Raw genomic sequence first — 16,593 nt, 5'->3', positions numbered from 1 at the left:
CCTATGTGCCCGAAAAGACTGGACGCTGCTGAACTTCAGCTACGAGAACAACAGATCCTCGATGCAGCAAGGCTGGCACTGGAAGAGACAACGCTTGCGCGCTTTTCTATGGACCGGGTTGTTGAGCGAGTTCCTTACTCTAAGGGATTGGTGTACAGCCATTTCAGCTGCGCAGAGGATCTGATGCTGGGTTTGGGTGGTCGACTGATTCGTCAGCTACTTACCCACTCACAGCTGCAAATCCACAAGTCCGGTAGTAGTCGAACGAGATTCGTCGCGCTAGCCACGGAGCTCTTCGAGCTGGCTCAGAACAATCCGATCCTGTTTCAAGCCTACCAGTCCTGCAAATGTCCGTTGGTTAAAGGTAAAGCCTCCCGAGCCTGGCTCCATCAGCATGAACGTATAGAACGACAGCTCGAAGCGTTCATGCTCGGGCTTATCGAAGACGCGATATCGGAAGGGGCGTTGCAGTTGCCTCAGGGTTTGGGCAAGAGGCAGATCGTCTTTGCCAGCTGGGCGAATTGGTACGGGGTCTTATTACTTCTGACCAGTGGCAAGGTTAACGCCACATGTCAGGAAGTTGCGGTGATGGAAAAGGCCTATTTCGATGCCGTGGAGATTCAGTTGAACAGCCTGCATTGGATGCCGCTTGTCGCTGCTGAATAACAGCCGAAGCGGTTCAGCAACCCCAAATGCAGATGATAAACCAGAGTCCCTTCCTGCCGCTGCCACAGGTCATCGATAGCGAAGTGGATCACTTTATCGCCCATCTGACGGAGGAGGAAAGCAAGCAGGTTACGACGGCTCTGCTGATGCAGCGATAAAACTAACGAGTGCCCAGAGTTACGACTGTGCCCGAACAACACAATAACCGGTAGGGGAGTTCTATGAAGGACAACAGCACGCTTTCAAATAATCCGAGGATGGCGCATATCCACGCCAACGGAGGCCATGAGGCCAAAGAAACCGAACTGATTGAACGTCGTGGCAAGCACTTTGCCGGTAGTTTCCTGTTTTACCACGACCCGGTTCATCTGGTCAGAGGCGAGGGCGTCTACCTCTACGATGCTCAGGGCAACGAGTACCTGGACTTTTATAACAATGTTCAGTCGATGGGGCATGCAAACCCTAAGGTAGTCGAGGCGATTCGGGAGCAGGCCGGTATTCTGACTACCCATACCCGTTACCTGAATGAGAAGGTCATCGAATTTGCCGAAGAGGCGGCCAGTACGCTGCCGGATGCGTTAGAAGTCTGTCTGTTCGTTTGCACCGGGACGGAAGCATGCGAGCTGGCAGTACGGATTGCCCGCTCCGTCACGGGCAGCAATGGGCTGATCGTGATGGAGAATAGCTACCACGGCAACTCCAAGCTGGTGACGGAGATGTCGACGGCTTACCCGGAAACGTTGCGCGGAGATACGCCGCACATCGAAGCGATTGAACCACCGAATACCTACCGAGGCAGCTTCCGCCTCGATGGCGATAACGACCAGTTGCTTGGGCAGCAGTATGCCGATCTGGCTGAGTCAGCCATCGACAAGCTTCAGCGCCGAGATCAAGGTTTAGCCGCTTTTGTCTGTGACAGCATCTTTGACTCCAACGGTGCTCTGGATGCCCCTCAGGATTACTTCCAGAAGCTAAGCGACAAGGTTCACTCAGCGGGGGGCTTGATGATCGCCGACGAAGTACAAGCGGGCGTTTGCCGTACCGGAACTTTCTGGGGCTTTGAACAGTACGACTTCGTTCCGGATATTGTCTTTACCGGGAAACCATTAGGCGCCGGATTCCCGGTAGCGGCGGTATTCACTACCCGTCAAATCGCCGACAAGTGGGCCAGCCAGGATATGTATTTCAATACGTTTGGCGGCAATCCCGTGGCGTCCGCAGCCGGTAAAGCGGTTCTGCAGTTTGCCAAAGAACAGAACATGACCGAGCACGTTCAAGCGGTCGGCGCCTACCTGCAAACGCAACTCGTCGAATTGGCGGATAAACACCCGATTATTGGCAACGTACAGGGGAAGGGGTTGTTTCTTGGTATTGACCTGGTCAAAGACCGAGCTACGCGTGAACCGGCCAGCGAGCTTGCCGCCAAAATTCCCGATGCGATGAAGCAAAAGGGGGTTCTGATAGGACTGACGGGCGCGTTCGGTAACTGTTTGAAGTTTAGGCCTCCGCTGGTGGTCGAGAAGCCCGATATCGATCGCGTGATTGTTGCCCTTGATGAAGTGCTTAGCGAGCTATCTGACAATAAAGACAATAGGTAAAACCGATGACCGCTTTCTTTAACCTACCACTGAATCAGCAATTACAGATTATGAAGACTGCAGCACGGCACGCTATGCCACTGTGGGGTCTTAGTGATGCCAAACTGACGTTAATCAAACACCGAGAAAACGCAGTATTCAAAGCGATCGATAACGATGGTGCGGAATACGCCGTTCGCGTGCATAGGCTCGGCTACCACTCTAACGAAGAACTGAATTCCGAATTGCTGTGGATGGATGCCTTACGGGCAGCAGGAATTGAAACGCCCAGAATAATCAAGTCGGTTGATCAGTCACTACTCCAGTTAATCCATAGCGAAGGATCGGACCAACCGTTTCAAGTCGATATTCAGGAGTGGTTCGAGGGTACGCCGCTGGGCGAGGTCAAGTTGGGTGACGAATCGGCGATCAATTCTATCGCCCTTGCCGACCACTATTGCCAGATCGGGCAGATGGCCGCTCGGACACATAATCAGGCCTGTAGCTGGAAAGTACCGGAAAATTTTGTGCGCCACGCTTGGGACCTCGATGGACTGACTGGCGAAGAACCGTTTTGGGGCCGCTTCTGGGATATCGAAGGTGCGAGCCCGGAACAGCGACAACTGTTGCTCCAGTGTCGTGACAAATTGCGTCAAGAGTTAAGTGAATTCGGCACCGGCAGTGACCGCTACAGCCTGATTCATGCCGACTTCTTGCCAGAAAATATCTTAGTCAACCGAGAAGGCATCCGGCTGATCGATTTTGATGATGCCGGTTACGGTTGGCATCTTTTTGATCTGGCCACTCCGTTGATAACACTGATCGGGACACCTGCCTTTGATGAGGCCTCAAACGCCATGATCCGCGGTTATCGACAGGAAAGGGCGCTGCCGGAAGATCACCTGGCCATGCTTCCCAGTTTTATCGTTGCTCGTTGGACTACCTACTTTGGCTGGGTTCACACCCGTTCTGAAACCGAGGTGGCTCAAACAATGAGGCCGCAACTGCTCAGTACGATCGATACGGTGACATCGCATTATCTGGCGTAGCCTTTTCTCGTGCCGGGTGACCGGCTCTTTATTACCACACCATCGAGAGCTTTTCCCATCGGCGCTTAAATTGGCGGCTCGTCTCGGCGAACGGGTTTCTCGCTACGAAGAAGGATCTAAGTGCCCGCCGAAGCGGGCACGATGGTTAAACAAGCTGGGCACGGATCCGTTTCTTGTCGATCTTGCCGACACTAGTTTTGGGAATGTCATTAACTAGGTCGATGGTTTCCGGAATGGCCCATTTGTTGATCTGGCCGCTCTCGACAAACTGCTCCAGGTGCAGCCTGATCATGTCCGCTTCAAGATCGCCGTTTTGGCTGACAATCAGCGCATGCGGGCGCTCGCCCCAGCGTTGATCCGGCACACCAACGACGGCCACGCTAGCGACTTGCGGATGGCGACTGATGAGGCTCTCCAGCTCTAAGGATGAGATCCATTCGCCGCCGGTTTTGATGACGTCTTTGATCCGGTCTCGAATCTCGACATATCCATCGTCGGAAATGGTGGCGACATCGCCTGTGTGGAGCCAACCGCCGGACCAGAGCTCGTCACCTTTGCCCGGTTCGTGGAGGTAGCTCTGGGTCAGCCAGGGAGCGCGGACTACCACTTCGCCGGACGCCGTGCCGTCCTGTGGCAGCGGTTTGCCCGTGGGGTCCCAGATCTGCATATCGACCAGGTTGGTCGGTACGCCGGCTTTGACGCGGTAGCTGATCTGTTGTTGTTCCGATTGCTGGCTGATACGGCGGTCGATACGGGTCACACTCAGTAGCGGACAGGTTTCCGACATGCCGTAACCGGTATAAGTCTGGATCCCAAGCTCGGCGGCTTTGTTGGCTAGTCCGGTAGTCAAAGGACTGCCGCCAATCAGCGCCTTCCAGTTGGAGAAATCGGTCTTGTTGGCTTCGTCGCTATTCAACAGCATCTGGAAAATGGTGGGCACGCAGTGGGAGAAAGTCACGCCTTCTTCGCGGATTAACCGTACCAGTTCGTCAGGCACGTAGCGACCTGGATAGACCTGCTGCAACCCCAGCATGGTGGCGACATAGGGCATGCCCCAAGCGTGAACGTGGAACATCGGCGTTATCGGCATGTAGACGCAATCGCTGCCCATCAAGGGCTTGAGGTCAGCATTGGCTAGAGCGCCGATCATGTTGAGCGTATGGAGTACGAGCTGACGGTGGCTGAAATAGACTCCCTTGGGGTTACCGGTGGTGCCTGTCGTGTAGAACGTGGTAGCGACGGAGTTTTCATCAAAATCTGGGAAATCAAACTCGGTCGCGGCTTGTGATAACCGCTCCTCGTACTCGCCGGAATGTGGCAGGGTGGATGTCGGTTTAGTGTCGTGGTCGCTTAGCAGCAGGTAGTTTTTTACGGTGGTGAGCTGCCCCTGAATCGTTTCGACCAGCGACAGAAAATCTTCGTGAACCAGTACCAGATCATCTTCGGCATGGTTCATGGTGTACAGCAGCTGTTCCGGAGACAGGCGGATATTTACTGTATGCAGTACAGCGCCAATCATCGGCACGGCGAAGAAACATTCCAGATAGCGGTGACTGTCCCAGTCCAGCACCGCGACGGTGTCACCGGGGCCAATTCCCATATCGCTCAGGGTATTGGCTAGGCGGCAGACCCGGTCGTTGAATTCCCGATAGCTGAAGCGCTGTTCACCTCGGTAAACAATGGTGTTTTCATTTTCGAACCGCTGTGCGGAGGTTAGCAGGCGCTTAATCAGCAGTGGGTACGCGTAGGCCTCGTCACTGGAGGGCAGAATTTTGGTGTTCATGGCGTGTGGCCTCTAGGTCATTGTTATTAGAGTTTGTTCTGGGGAATACAGCGGAGAATGCAGGCCCAGGTGCAACGGATCGATGATTGTCATCGCCAGGTTTCATCTAGCATGCAAAACGGCTTGAGGTGCCGCAATCCCAGGTCCCATTGATGATATGAAGTTGGCGTATCGGGATTAGACTCTAGGGGAAAAACCTATAACCTGAGACTAACCACAAGTAACTGAACAGAGGTGTGCGTATGGCAACGGTAGCAACCACGCTTGGCGGATGGGTGCTTGCCATTGCGCGCGCTTTGGAAAGTTACGGCATAGACCCGGAGCCGGTATGCCGCGTGGCTGATATCGATCTAGACGCCGCCTGGGACCCCAATGCCCGATTTGAAGTGGTGAAAACAACCCGCTTGTTTCAACTGGGCGCCGAAGTGTCTGAAGACCCATGTTTTGGTTTGACGGTAGGTCGAATGATGCGGCCGACTTCCTGGCATGCGCTAGGTTTTTCACTGTGGGCCAGCCAGGACTTAACCCAGGCATTGGAACGGGTAAATCGATTCACCAAGATCTTTACTAACAGTGCTTATACCGGGCTGGATTTTGAGCCGGATCGACTTAAATTTTGGGGACGTAGTTATCCTGCCTATCAGCCAGTGCTGACCAATTATCAATACGAGGCGTTCCTGTCGACAGTGATGTTGACTTGCCGTCATCTCTATCCCCATCACTTTCAGCCACTGAGGGTCGGGTTACCAAGGCGCGAGGCGCTTGATGATATGAGTAGTTTCGAGCGGATGTTCAAGTGCCCGATTTTGTTGGATCAGGACCGGGTCTGGATGGAGATCGACTTGGAAACCGCGGCTCAAAGGTTGCCGACCGCCAATCCGGAATTAGCCCAAAAGAACGATCAGATCTGTCTAGAGTACATCTCTCGCTTCGATCGCTCCGACGTCCAGAGCCAGGTTTACTATCGTCTTTTGGAAGACCTCAGCGAAGGCGAGCCCCAGATGGACACAATGGCAGAGAGGCTCAATGTCAGTGTGCGAACGTTGCAGCGCAAGCTTAGAGAGCAGGGGACCAGCTACAAACAGCTCGTGGACGACGTGCGTAAGGATCTGGCGATGCAGTATATGGAGCAATCCCATATGCCGATCGCTGAGGTAAGCTACCGTCTGGGCTTCGCCCATGTCGGCAACTTCTCCCGTGCATTTAAACGCTGGAGTGGAGACTCGCCCGCGGAATGGCGTGAGCGACGCGAGACTCCAGATTAATGCGGTGTTTTCAGAGTTATTGATTAGCCAAATCAACGCTCATCAATTTCATCCGTCTGAAGCCCCTGAACACCGTTAGCGGTTCTTAGTTATCTTCGCATATAAAGATTCAGCCGTTATTGAATAGCTTCCAGCAACGCCTGCATCGGATGCGCTATCTGCTGTTGATCCATCCGCTTAACCTGGCTACGGCAGGAGTAGCCGGTGGCGATCAAGGTCAGTTCCGGCTCATCGTTCGCATCCACCGGACTGTACTGTTCCACCACCGGTCCCCAGCTCTGGCTGTAGATCGCTTGCGAGGTTTCCAGGTTGTCCGCTTCGTGGCCGTAGGTGCCGGCCATGCCGCAGCAGCCCAGGTTCTGGTGGCTTAGCTCCAGCCCCAGCGCCTTGAAGATCTGCTGCCACTGGGCCACCGAGCTGGGGGCATTGGTGCGCTCGGTGCAGTGGGCCATCAGCTGGAACCGTTTTCCGGCGCTGGCGATCGGCTTTAGCTGCTCGGTCTTGCCAGCCAACCACTCCTGAATCAGCTGAACCTGCGGCAACGCCATATCCGGTAGCGCCTTGGCGTATTCCTGGCGGTAGCTCAACGTCATCGACGGGTCGATCCCGATCAGCGGTACGTCGAACTCGGCCAGTCTCTGTAACCGCTCGGCGCTGGCGCGGGCGGTGCGCTCGAACTGATTCAGGAAGCCGTGCACGTGCAGCGGTTTGCCGTTGGGGCTGAACGGCGCAACAAAGACCTCAAAACCGAGTCGTTTGAGCAGCTCGGCGCAGTCGAGTACCAGCTGGGTTTCGAAATAGCTGGTAAAGGCGTCCTGCACCAGAATCACCGAGTTGGCTCGACGTGACTCGGACAGGTGGCGCAGCGTATCGGCACTGGCCCAGGGGATATCCCGCGCTTCCAGGCCTTGCTTGAGCGAGTGGGTGCAGATACTGGGACTGTCGACCATGCCCAGGTGCTTGCGCATCAACTTGGCCATCGTCGGGTTGGTCATGGCCCAGTTGTAGGGCGCAGGCCACTTCGCCAACCAGGGGATCAGGTACTCCAGCGTGCCGACCATGTAATCCTTGGCCGGACGCAGATAACGTCCGTGGTACAGCGCCAAAAACTCGGAACGGAACTCCGGCACGTTGACCTTGATCGGGCACTGCGACACGCAGGATTTACAGGCCAAACAGCCCTGCATGGCGTCATAAACTTCGTGGGAGTAGTCGTACTCGCCCCGACGCTTCTTCCAGCTGTTATGAATCTTGGCGGGCAGGTCGCGCAGCGGCAGCGCCAGCTGCAACTTGCGTTTCTCGGTCAGGGCGTTGCTGCCGTGATTGCTGAGCAGTCGTAGCCATTCGCGCACCAGCGAGGCGCGTCCCTTGGGCGAGTGGATCCGCTGGCGGGTGCCTTTCCACGACGGGCACATGGCATCGTTGGGGTCGTAGTTGTAGCAGGCGCCGTTGCCGTTGCAGTTCATCGCGCTGTCGTACTGCTCACGCACCGCCACCGGAATCTGCCGATCCTGCTGGCCCCGGGTCGGAACTTCGTCGACCCGGTACAGTTCGGCGCCGCTATCGAGCGGGGTGCAGATCTTGCCGGGATTGAGCTGGTTGCGCGGATCAAAGGCGACTTTGAGCTGCTGCAGACAACGGTACAGCTCCGGGCCGAACAGCTCCGGGGCGTACTCCGAACGCACCCCTTTGCCGTGCTCACCCCACAGCAGTCCGTGGTACTTGGTGGTCAGTTCGACCACCTGATCGGTGACCTGGCGGATCAGCGCTTCCTGAACCTTGTCCTTCATGTCGATGGCCGGACGCACATGCAGTACCCCGGCATCGACATGGCCGAACATGCCGTACTCCAGTCCCAGACCATCCAGCAGGGCGCGGAACTCGAGGATAAAGTCGGCCAGGTTCTCCGGCGGTACGGCGGTGTCTTCGACGAACGGAATTGGGCGGGCGCTGCCCTTGGCGTTACCCAGCAGCCCAACCGCCTTCTTGCGCATTGCCCAGATCTTGTTGATCTCGGTTTGGCCGTAGACCACGGTGTAGCCAAAGCTCTTGCCGGCGTGACCGGCTTCGGCATCGAGCTGGTCGGTCAGCTGTTTGACGTTGGCTTCGAGTTGGGCCGGGTCATCGGCGGTGTACTCGACCAGGTTGATCCCCTGGATCGTACGCCCCTCGGTGGCCGGGAAGTAGTCCCGTACGGTATCCCAGACGATATCGCCCATGGCCAGATTCAGGACCTTGGAATCGATCGTCTCGATCGAGGTCGGCTGGGCCTGCATCAGGTCCTGGGCATCGCGCAGGGCGTCGTTGAAGCTATCGTACTTGAGGTTGATCAGCGCCGCGCACTTGGGAATCGGCAGCACATTGAGCTTGGCTTCGGTGATAAAGCCGAGGGTGCCTTCGCTACCGCACAGGACCGAGTTGAGGTCGAACTGTCCGTCGGGCGTGCGTAGGTGGGCCAGGTCGTAACCGGTCAGACAGCGGTTCAGCTTGGGGAAGCGCTGCTCGATCAACGCGGCGTTGTCACGCTGAATGCCGTCCGCCAACCGATGCAGCTCACCGATCCGGTCATCGCGCTGCTGGATCTGTTCCAGCTCGGCTTGATCGACCGGGGCCGAGCGCCAGCGCTGGCCGTCCAGCAGTACCGTCTCCAGCGCCAGCACATGATCGCGGGTCTTGCCGTACAGGCACGAACCCTGGCCGCTGGCGTCGGTGTTGATCATGCCGCCGATGGTGGCGCGGTTGCTGGTCGACAGCTCCGGCGCGAAGAACAGCCCGAACGGCTTCAGTGCGGCGTTAAGCTGATCCTTGACCACCCCGGTCTGGACCCGAACCCAGCGCTCGTCGGCGTTGATCTCCAGGATCTGGTTCATGTACTTGGACAGATCGACGATCAGCCCGTCGGTCAGCGACTGGCCGTTGGTACCGGTACCACCACCCCGGGGGCTGAGGACGATATCGTCGAACTCGGGCTGATTGGCCAGCCGGGTGATTAACACCAGATCGTCGCTGCTGCGCGGGTAGAGCACACCCTGGGGCAGTAACTGGTAGATGCTGTTATCGGTCGCCAAGACCACCCGGTTGGCGTAATCCGGGTTCAGGTCACCGGCAAACCCTTGCTGCTTGAGGGTCTCGATAAACTTGAGGTAACGGGACTGTACGGGGTTGGCGTCGGCGAGTCTTGGGATCATGGTCGTACCTATTGCCTAACGAATCAGGCTGATGTGTCGAGAAAGTTTCGGTAGTGCTGTAACGGCAGGCGTTGCTGCATGCATCGAACAATGGCCTGACAGTAGGGCAGTGCGTGGCCAAAAAAATCTTGATAGCCGCGACATAGATAATTGCGTCGCGCAGTACCTTCGCCGCTTTGATGAATCGGGCAACCGCCATTACACAGGGGCTTGAAACGACAGCTGTTGCAGTTTGGCGGTAGTTGCTCGATTTTGAGCCGCTCGAAGCGCTGTTGCTGGTCACCATCGACCAGCTCCGCCAGTGACTGCTGTTCGAGGCCATTGAGTTGATACGGGGGATAGACCAGGTGATCACAGCTAAACACCGACAGGTTGTTCTCAATCACCAGCGAACGACCGCATGCGGGTGCATGGATACAACTGGCGCTGGGCTGGCCTAGCAGCGCACCGATCAGCTCGTCAAATTGCTGGACGAAAACTCGCCCCAGATCCTGTTCGAGCCAGTGATCGAAAATCGTGCTTAAAAATCTGCCGTATCCCTGGGCGTCAACGGAGCACTCGGCGTCCTGATCGAAGTTGTAGAGTTCGTCTACTGAGATAGACGACGGCGAAGGTACGACCAGCGGAATAAACTGGATATAGCGACCGCCCAGCTGTTTGATACTGTTGTATACGGCAATGGGATCAACCAGTGAGACATTGGTGACGACGCACAGGACATTGAATTCGACCTGGTGTTGTTGTAATAGCTGCGCCGCCCGTCTGACCTGGGAAAAGCTGCTGCCGCCCGATTTAACCGGACGTTGCCGGTCGTGCAACTCGGATGGGCCATCGATGCTCAGTCCGACCAGGAAATTATGCTCGGCAAAGAAATGGCACCACTCATCATCGAGTAACGAACCGTTGGTTTGGATCGCATTACTGATCGAGAGATGGCGGGTATTGTAGTGCTGCTGCCATTTGACCGCGTTGCGGTAAAAGTCGAGTCCGGCCAGGGTCGGTTCACCACCTTGCCAGCCAAAATTGACTTCAGGGGTACCGTCCGGTTGTGCTGCCAGGTATTGCTCAGTAAAGCGTTGCAGACGCTCCGGTGACATGACTTTGGCGCCGGGTTGCTGGAGTAACGCGTCTTTATCCTGGTAGTAACAGTAACCGCAATCGAGGTTGCAGGCCGATCCCACCGGTTTGATCATCATGTGGAATGGGCGTGAGGCTCGGTGCTGCTGGATAGGGATCTGTTGCATAAGACACCTTCAGTATCGGAATCGTCATTGCCAGCAGAGAAAAAAGGGGCGAGCGAACCCGCCCCAATGAGGCGCATGCCTCCAATGGGAGCCGATGACAGCGCATCAGCCGAGGAAAGTTTTAATTGCTGCTGCCGGCGAACTCCGCGTGCTGGCCCGGCGCCGGCGTTGCACCGAATCCACCCTTGGCAACAACGGCTTCGCGGCCTCCGTTCTTGTCCACGAGACGTTTCTGGTCCGCTTTGGCACGGCCATCGACCTCTTCGGGATCACAAATGCTACGCAGCTCAGCCTCAAAGGATTGCAGCAGCGAAGTCATCTCGGGCTGGCCCGCTATATCATTGAGTTCTTCTGGATCGGTTTCCAGATCAAACAGCTGCGGCTCGTATCCGACATAGTAGATGTACTTGTAGCGGCCTTTGCGCAACATAAAGCCACCACTTATTGCACCGGCGGCGTGGTATTCGCTGAATACACTTCGCCCCGGATCATTCGCTTCGTTAGCGATCTGATTGAGGGAACGACCAGGCCAATCTTCAGGGGTCGTGCCGACCATCTGCTGAGTGATGGTGGCGGCGCAGTCGACCAGCGATACCGGGGTTTCACAGACTGTCCCAGCCTCGATGTCCGGGCCGGTCATGATCATCGGGATCGCGGCAGCCTCTTCGAAGAAGGTCGACTTGCCCCAGAGCCCACGGGCACCCATGTTGTCACCGTGATCTGAGGTGTAGATCACCTGAGTATCTTCGGCCAGACCGGCTTGTTCCAGTGCCTTGAGAATCTTGCCGATGTTGTCATCCAGGAACGAGCACAGACCCAGATAGCTGCGAAGTGCGGTACGCACTTTGTCATCGTCGAAAAACTCGTCGTGAATCCAGCACTCCTTCCATTGCTGTAGCCACGGATGAGTAGGGCGCTCAGACGCTGCGTATGCTTTGGGCATCGGGATGTCGACGTCTTTATAGAGATCGTAGAACTGCTGTGGTGCGATCAACGGGAAGTGGGGGGCGACCAGGCCGACGTACAGGGCAAAACGCTCTTCGCCGGCTTCCTCCTTGATCCAGTTGCAGGCTAGTTCGGTGATATCGCGATCGTATTGGGTGTAGCTGCTTTCACCGGGGCCGATGCTGTCGGACATGGAACGACACTTCATCCGCCGCGGCAGATCGTCGCGTACCGAGCCGAGCACGTCACCCTGTTCGCCGACCACGTGCATCGGCAGAATCTGTTGATCGAAGCCGGTGTAATCGGTGGCATTTTTGTAGTGCAGCTTGCCGACCGAGACAGATCGAATTCCCTGGTCGCGCAACACGTGCCCCCAGCTATCGACCTTGCCGTCGTAGGGGTGGGCGTTATCCCAGTAGCCGGTCTCGTTGACGTAGCGACCGGTGGCAAAGGCCGCGCGGCCAGGCAGGCAGATGGGGGAGTTGGTGTAAGCATTGCTGAAGCGGCAACCGTCAGCGGCCAACTTGTCCAGGTTAGGTGTTTTGACCAGCGGGTGGCCGTGACAGCCAAGCACTTTGTTGGCGTGTTCATCAGACATGATCACGATGATATTTTTAGCGCTCATGAGTTGATCCTCATTTCAAACGGGCGACACAGCCCGCTCTGGCCCACCGGGGTGGGCAGAAAAGTTGATTTGGCTAAAGTTGATTTGGCTAGGGAAGTGGCGCGGCGTCAGCGCCTGACCCGAGGTCAGGCGGTATCGAGCAACTCGGCGTTGCTGTTTTCACGCCGCATACGGGCGTAGAGACGCAGGCCGATGGCTACCACCGGAATGGCGAAGAAGATCAATGCCACCGGTCGATCAACAAAGATCAGGAAACCGTCATCGGACAGCAGCAGCGACTGACGCAGTGCCTGTTCAGCGCCCGGCGCCAGCACGAAGGCGATAACGGTGGCGGCGGTACTGAAGTTCAGGGTCCGCATAAAGTAACCGATGATGCCGAAGACACAGGCCACACCCACATCAAACAGGCTGGAACGGGCAGTGTAGGCGGAGATGAACGCCACCGTCAGAATCGACGGGTAGATGTAGATCGCCGGTACTTTCTCGATAGCACGGCCGATATAGGCGCTACCGAACCAGCCGATGATGAAGTACAGCACGATGCCGATCAGGCCAGCGGCAAATAGGCCATAGACGATATCGCCCGAGGTTTCGAAGATCTGCGGACCCACCTGGATACCGTGGATCATAAAGACCCCCATCAGCATCGCCGCGATGGTGCTACCGGGCACACCCAACGCCAGCAACGGGATCATGCTGGGGCCGGATACCGCGTTGTTGGCAGCCTCAGGAGCGGCAATACCTTCGACCACACCGGTACCCCATTTATCGCCGTTCTTGGCTTTGCGACGTCCTTCACCATAGGCCACGAAACAGGCAACCGCAGAGCCGACCCCGGGCAACAGTCCGACCACCGAACCGATGCCGGCCCCCTTGCCGATATGCGGCAGGCAACGCTTGGCTTCGGCCATCGACAGCTGATTATCCGAGGGGTTGTTGGCTTTGACGGTTTCGTGGTGTTCATCTTTGGAGCGATCATGGGCGGCCTGGGTGAACACTTCGGAGATAACGAACAGGCCGATCAGCAGCGGGATCAATGAGAAACCGTTGTAGAGCTCGATCATGCCGAAGTCAAAGCGGGGTTCAGAGGTGATCGGATCGATACCGACCATCGCCAGCATGGCGCCGAACAGTGTCGATGCAATTCCTTTGATGACCGAGTTGGAAATCACACTGCCGATAATCAGAAACGCACAGACGTAGATAGCGAAGTATTCCGGCGGTCCCAGTTGACGGGTGAACTGGGCGATCGTCAGTGCGCCGCAGATCAGCAGAATTTCACCGGTTAGATCACCGATAGCTGAGGCCAGCGACGCCGTTTTCAACGCCTTACCGGCCTGACCCTTCTGAGTCATCGGGTAGCCGTCGAGTATCGTCGCGGCAGCGGCGGTTGTGCCCGGGGTGTTAAACAGGATTGCAGAGATCGATCCGCCAAAGCGTCCCGCTTTACCGATCACATACAGGAAGGCCAGGGCCGACAGGGGATCGATGTAGTAGGTAATGGGGACCAGCATGGCGATGGCCGCCGAGGCCGTCAGGCCAGGCACCGCGCCGACAATAACCCCCAGCACCGCACCGCAGACAACGAATAGCATCGTTGTCGCGGAAGAGAAAATCGTAATAAATCCGTTCAGTAATTCCATAACCTGCACCTAAAACAATGGGAGGAAGATTCGTACGGTTCGGGATCAACCGTTGAATAGATCCGTCAGGTTAAAAATTTCTGCGGGCGGCTCGAACACGCCCATCAGACCGAAAAACAGGTAGTAGAACAGCACAGTCATCAGCGGCGGCATCAGTACCAACCCTTTGCCCCGGACCCCAAACAGAAGAAAGGCGGCGTAGAGCGCGACCAGGGTCGAGAGCAGATAGCCGAACTGGACGAAAAGCCACAGGTAAACAAAGCTCAGTACCGCCAGCGGCAAGACTTTGGCGACAAACACTTCACCGTAGAAGATACTGTTGTCGCCCGGTGCGCTTTTCTTGCGCGCCCCCTGCAGCGCCATCACCAGCCCCAAGGCGGCCAGCAGCATGCAGATACTCTGCGGGAAGAAGCGGGGGCCGATTCCATCGTCGTCGCTCTCCATCGGAATATCGAACGAGGCGCTGAACAGAAACAGTGACAGTGCGATCAGTACAAGCCCGGCGATCAGGTCGTGACGCGCCGTACGGCGCGTCTTGGCATCAGGACGGGCTGAGCCTAGGGAGCTCATTTTCCTGCCCCTACCAGGCTCTTCCATTCAACCTTGGCGTTCTGAATCAAGTCAGAGCTGGCTTGAGCATCCAATTTGGCAGTAGGCAGACCGGCGGCTTCCATCACCTTGAGGTACTCGGTGTCGTTAGCCATCGCGACAAACTTTTCAGACAGCTGCTGGGCAGTGGCGTCGTTGACGCGTTTGGGAGCCATGAGCACGATCGGCGAGGTCACTTCGGTAAAGGCAACACCCAGCTCTTTGGCCGTTACAGTTTCAGGAACCGCTGGATGGCGCTTTTCTGACAACACGGCCAGTAGGCGAATATCTTGCTCAAAGCCTCGACCTAGATGGGCACCGATGATACCGAAGTCGATCTGACCACTGATCAATGCCGAGCGAACGCCAGCACCGCCTTTAAAGGGGATATCTTTAGCTCGGAGCTGATTCTTCTCCAGCAAGCCAACACCGGCGATGTGCCAAACATTGCCTCGACTGGTATGCCCCCAACGCAATTTCTTGTCACTCTGTTTCAGTTTTTCAAGCAGTTCCGGCAGGGTCTTGATGGGAGAGGAGGCGGGGACGAACACACCGGCGGTCAGTTCACCAACGGTTGCAACCATGCGAAAGTCCTGGCTGCTGACCACCTGACGCTTGGCCAGATTTCGCAGCACCATCGAGCCTGCCGAAGAGAGATACAAGGAGTAGCCGGTAGGCGGTTGGTCTGCCACGAAGCGACCGCCGATCAGGCCGCCGCCACCCGGCTTATTGACGACCACGATCGGCTCGCCATCCAGATGTTTGGACGCAACTTTAGAGAGGGCTCGGGCATAGGTATCAACACCACCGCCGGCTTTGTAGCCAACGACCAAGTTGATAGGACGGTCTGGAAAATCCGCAGCCAGCGTCATGGAGCTAGCAAGGGCAGCGGCGGCGCAGATGGCGGCTTTCTTAAACAAGGGGCGCAAGCGCATGGTTATATCCTCTTTACTATTATTATCGATCGAGGCGAGTCGCACAGGGGCTGACTGACGCTCTGAAATCACAATATCAAAACCCCAGTGATCACATGAAATACTATATAAGTATTCCGTGTATATGGATTTCCTATATCTTGCTCTGCGTCCATTATCTCCAGTTAAGCATTGATAAGCAGATTGAGGCCAGCTCCAGCCATGGCAAGCCTGACGGCTATCAGCAGCGGGCGGTCGCTGATCCGATTCGAGAGACGGTAACCAACCAATGACCCCACAACTCCAGCAATAATCATCAGCGCACAGATTGGCAGCCATTGCTGAAGCGGGACGCCTACGGAATAGAAAGTCAGGGTTCTAAATAACGTTTGTCCCAATAGGCAAGCCGCCAAGGTTGCCAATAGCGGTTGTCTGGCCAGCTTTAAGCGTTGCAGCATACTGGCAATGGAGGGACCGGGCGCACCCACAAAGAACGAAACAAAGGACATCATGCCGCCTAACAAGGGCACACCTGCAGGGATCCGATCAACGGGGAGTCCCTGGGGCTTCCAGGCAGAAAAGATCAGGAAGGCACCGAGTATCAGCGACAGGGTGGCATTGCTGATATGGTTGAACAGCAGCGCCGCGATCAGGATCCCCGGCACAGCTCCCAGCATAAAATGGCGCCATAAACGCAGATTGATCTGCTGGCGGGTCAGATAACAACGTGACAGTAATGAGGCGAGTTGTACCAATCCGACGACGGCGATCAGCTCTTTGGTCGGGATGGTTCCCGATAGCAGTACCACCAGAATGATACCGCCGCCAAAACCGATCAGAGTCGAAATCAGTGAGCCGATAAAACTGACGATGATAAACAGTGGCAGCTGCTGGCTGTATTCAAGAAGAAGATTATTCATTAAGTTCCAGCTGTAACTCAATGAGCTAGCTATCTAATTAGTGACTGTCAGTTATTGCTTCGATGCGGCAGTTCGTTGATATCTGATCTGCCTGACGGGATGCAATGGGGCGAGATGGAACCAAGCGTTACACGTTAGCACAGTGTTTTAGACTAATGTGAATATGATAATGCGATACCTATTATC

The 16,593-nt window shown here is 56.2% G+C and carries 13 protein-coding genes; 5 read left to right on the top strand and 8 right to left on the bottom strand.

The window, feature by feature from the left end; all coding sequences use genetic code 11:
* Window positions 1–3: 3 nt before the first annotated feature.
* The 4 genes from DV711_RS03460 (at window position 4) to DV711_RS03450 (ending at window position 3,292) form a co-directional block, all read left to right on the top strand.
* Window positions 4–666, top strand: coding sequence for a TetR/AcrR family transcriptional regulator (locus tag DV711_RS03460; RefSeq protein WP_114694244.1), 663 nt, complete (start codon window positions 4–6; stop codon window positions 664–666).
* 26 nt (window positions 667–692) lie between these two features.
* Window positions 693–824, top strand: a complete 132-nt coding sequence (locus tag DV711_RS19660; protein ID WP_279386505.1) for a hypothetical protein — start codon at window positions 693–695, stop codon at window positions 822–824.
* Window positions 825–887: 63 nt separating this feature from the next.
* The gene (locus DV711_RS03455; protein WP_114694243.1) at window positions 888–2,264 is read left to right on the top strand and encodes an aspartate aminotransferase family protein; all 1,377 of its coding nucleotides are present in this window, start codon (window positions 888–890) and stop codon (window positions 2,262–2,264) included.
* Window positions 2,265–2,269: 5 nt separating this feature from the next.
* Window positions 2,270–3,292, top strand: a complete 1,023-nt coding sequence (locus DV711_RS03450) for a phosphotransferase enzyme family protein (protein WP_114694242.1) — start codon at window positions 2,270–2,272, stop codon at window positions 3,290–3,292.
* Window positions 3,293–3,437: 145 nt separating this feature from the next.
* Here DV711_RS03450 and DV711_RS03445 read toward each other — a convergent pair whose 3' ends face one another.
* The gene (locus DV711_RS03445) at window positions 3,438–5,075 is read right to left on the bottom strand and encodes a fatty acid--CoA ligase (RefSeq protein ID WP_114694241.1); all 1,638 of its coding nucleotides are present in this window, start codon (window positions 5,073–5,075) and stop codon (window positions 3,438–3,440) included.
* A 242-nt stretch (window positions 5,076–5,317) separates the two neighbouring features.
* Between DV711_RS03445 and DV711_RS03440 the strand changes: the two genes are divergently transcribed.
* On the top strand, window positions 5,318–6,340 hold the full coding sequence (locus tag DV711_RS03440) for an AraC family transcriptional regulator (RefSeq protein WP_114694240.1): 1,023 nt from the start codon (window positions 5,318–5,320) through the stop codon (window positions 6,338–6,340).
* Between the two features lie 116 nt (window positions 6,341–6,456).
* Here the strand turns inward: DV711_RS03440 and ydiJ are convergent, their stop codons facing one another.
* The 7 genes from ydiJ to DV711_RS03405 form a co-directional block, all read right to left on the bottom strand.
* The gene (gene ydiJ, locus DV711_RS03435) at window positions 6,457–9,528 is read right to left on the bottom strand and encodes a D-2-hydroxyglutarate dehydrogenase YdiJ (RefSeq protein ID WP_114694239.1); all 3,072 of its coding nucleotides are present in this window, start codon (window positions 9,526–9,528) and stop codon (window positions 6,457–6,459) included.
* 23 nt (window positions 9,529–9,551) lie between these two features.
* On the bottom strand, window positions 9,552–10,772 hold the full coding sequence (locus DV711_RS03430; RefSeq protein ID WP_114694238.1) for an anaerobic sulfatase maturase: 1,221 nt from the start codon (window positions 10,770–10,772) through the stop codon (window positions 9,552–9,554).
* A 121-nt stretch (window positions 10,773–10,893) separates the two neighbouring features.
* Entirely contained in the window at window positions 10,894–12,342 is a 1,449-nt protein-coding gene (locus DV711_RS03425) for a sulfatase family protein (RefSeq protein WP_114694237.1), read from the bottom strand.
* 125 nt (window positions 12,343–12,467) lie between these two features.
* Window positions 12,468–13,985, bottom strand: coding sequence for a tripartite tricarboxylate transporter permease (locus DV711_RS03420; protein WP_114694236.1), 1,518 nt, complete (start codon window positions 13,983–13,985; stop codon window positions 12,468–12,470).
* 45 nt (window positions 13,986–14,030) lie between these two features.
* Window positions 14,031–14,555: a tripartite tricarboxylate transporter TctB family protein gene (locus DV711_RS03415; protein ID WP_165839987.1), complete on the bottom strand. Its 525-nt coding sequence runs from the start codon at window positions 14,553–14,555 to the stop codon at window positions 14,031–14,033.
* Window positions 14,552–15,508 (bottom strand): tripartite tricarboxylate transporter substrate binding protein, encoded by a 957-nt coding sequence (locus DV711_RS03410; RefSeq protein ID WP_114694234.1) that lies wholly within the window; start codon window positions 15,506–15,508, stop codon window positions 14,552–14,554. The genes DV711_RS03415 and DV711_RS03410 overlap by 4 nt, the downstream gene beginning before the upstream one ends.
* Before the next feature lie 164 nt (window positions 15,509–15,672).
* Window positions 15,673–16,407 carry a sulfite exporter TauE/SafE family protein gene (locus DV711_RS03405; RefSeq protein ID WP_114694233.1) on the bottom strand — a complete coding sequence of 245 codons (735 nt, stop codon included), beginning with the start codon at window positions 16,405–16,407 and terminating at the stop codon, window positions 15,673–15,675.
* Window positions 16,408–16,593: the final 186 nt, after the last annotated feature.

The organism is Motiliproteus coralliicola (assembly GCF_003345655.1).
Lineage (GTDB): Bacteria > Pseudomonadota > Gammaproteobacteria > Pseudomonadales > Balneatricaceae > Motiliproteus > Motiliproteus coralliicola.
This window is presented reverse-complemented; position numbering and strand designations above follow the sequence as displayed.